The sequence below is a fragment of the Pseudofrankia coriaricola genome (assembly GCF_001854805.1).
Classification (GTDB): domain Bacteria; phylum Actinomycetota; class Actinomycetes; order Frankiales; family Frankiaceae; genus Pseudofrankia.
Genome location: NZ_MBLO01000188.1, coordinates 1 through 1,737, shown reverse-complemented (window position 1 = coordinate 1,737; position 1,737 = coordinate 1). Strand labels below are relative to the sequence as shown.

Annotated in this window: 1 protein-coding gene; it reads right to left on the bottom strand. The window is 72.7% G+C overall.

Going from position 1 to position 1,737, the window contains the following annotated elements:
* Nucleotides 1-142 precede the first annotated feature (142 nt).
* Nucleotides 143-1,552 (bottom strand): IS1380 family transposase, encoded by a 1,410-nt coding sequence (locus BCD48_RS21585; protein ID WP_071050213.1) that lies wholly within the window; start codon nucleotides 1,550-1,552, stop codon nucleotides 143-145.
* Between the last annotated feature and the right edge of the window lie 185 nt (nucleotides 1,553-1,737).

Genomic DNA, 1,737 nt, shown 5'->3' with positions numbered 1-1,737 from the left:
GGGGCGGTTTTCCTTGTTTCGGGGATGCGGGAGGTCCGGATGCGCTCCGGGGTAGCGGTTCCGGGTCCTTGGGTGCTGGGAGAGTGGCGGTGCGGTCGGGTGGGATGGTGCGACGGGTGCGCGGGTCGGGCTGGGGTGACCGTCAGCTGGTGACGGGGCGCGGGGCGCGCAGTACGGCGAGGGCGTCGGTGAGCAGGTCGCCGCGGCCGGGTGGCAGGCGAAGGGTCAGCTGGCCGGCGTGGCGGACGAGCCGGCCGGGGACCAGGAGTAGGTCGTGTCGGAACCGGGCGGCGTGCGCGCGGCCGGCGTGCTGGTCGTAGCCGCTGATCGCCTGCAGCAGCGCGGAGATCCAGCCGGCGAGGACCGCTGCCCACATCCAGACCTGGTTGATCGTCGGGTCGGCGGACGGGAGGTGGCGCAGCCCGGCTCCGAGCTTGTGTTCCTTGATCCGTGTTTCGATGTCGGCGCGGCCGCGGAACCAGTGCTCGACGGCGACGATCCCGTCCGGCTCGTCGGCGGACAGCGAGGTGACGAGGAAGCTGACCGCCCAGCTGTGGTCGATCATGCCGTCGAGCAGCAGCTGCCGCTGGCCGGGCACGATCGTGCGCCCGCGCCGGGAGCGCGGGTCGGCGGAGACGTCGTCGGTGGTGACCTTTACCCGGCGCACGATCGTGTAGGTCCCGGGCGGGGCGCCGTCCGGGGCGTAGTCGCAGGCGGCGACCTGCGCGCCGCGCATGCCGCGGGCGTCGACCCACCGGTCCTCGGGGACCTGGGCGTAGGCACGCCAGAGTGCCTGGTTGCGGGGTGCGGAGATCGCGAAGTCGCCGCCCGCGGCGACGACGGCGCGCATGAACGCGGCCGAGAAGAACCCGCTGTCACAGCGGAAGACCGCAGGGGCGCACACCGCGTCGGGCAGCACCGAAAGCGCCCGGTGCATGAGCGCGATGATGAACGGACGCGGGTCCTGGTTGCCGGCGAGCAGGTCGGCGGCCAGGGTCAGCCCGGTGCGCGCCCAGCTGATCAGCAGCGGCCGGCCCGCTCGCTTGCCGTCGTGGGTATAGGCGACGCCGCGTTTCTTACGGCCGTAGACCTCGACATCGGAGGCGTCGCAGTCCAGCGTCGGGCGCCCGGTCACGAGCTCGGCACGCCGCTGTGCTGGCAGGAAGCGCATCATCCGCTCGGCGATCCCGGCCAGTCCGCGTTCGATCCCGGCGAGCTGGGCAGGGCCGAACCGTTCCGCGAGCCGCGCGGCGGTCCGCGACGGCGGGAACGACACCGGCGCAAGCAGCGTCCCTGCCCGGTCCGCCCGGGACCGGTCCAGCCCAGCCAGCGACGACTCGCCTCCCAGCTGGCTGGCCGCCATCCCGACGAGCAGCTGACCGGCCGTCAGCCCCCGGTCGCGCCGCTTGATCCGGCCGATCCCGTCGTCGAGTCCGCCGACCAGGTCGAGCCGGTCGACGAGCGCGGTCACCGCGACCAGCCCCGCAGCCCCCGTCACCGTCGGGTCGACCGGCCCGATCCGGACCAGCGGACGGCGCCCGCGCCGGACCACCGGACCACCGGCAGAGGGCTTCCCTGATGATCTGCTGCCGCGTAGAGTCGTCACCCGTCAGGTGCCTTTCGCCTGGGATGTCGGTTCGGTGTGAGAACCCCGATTCTCCCTGCGCGGCAGGCACCTGTTCTCTTACGACGATCTACAAGACCCCAACATCAACGCCCAACTGGCGGATGTAGGTC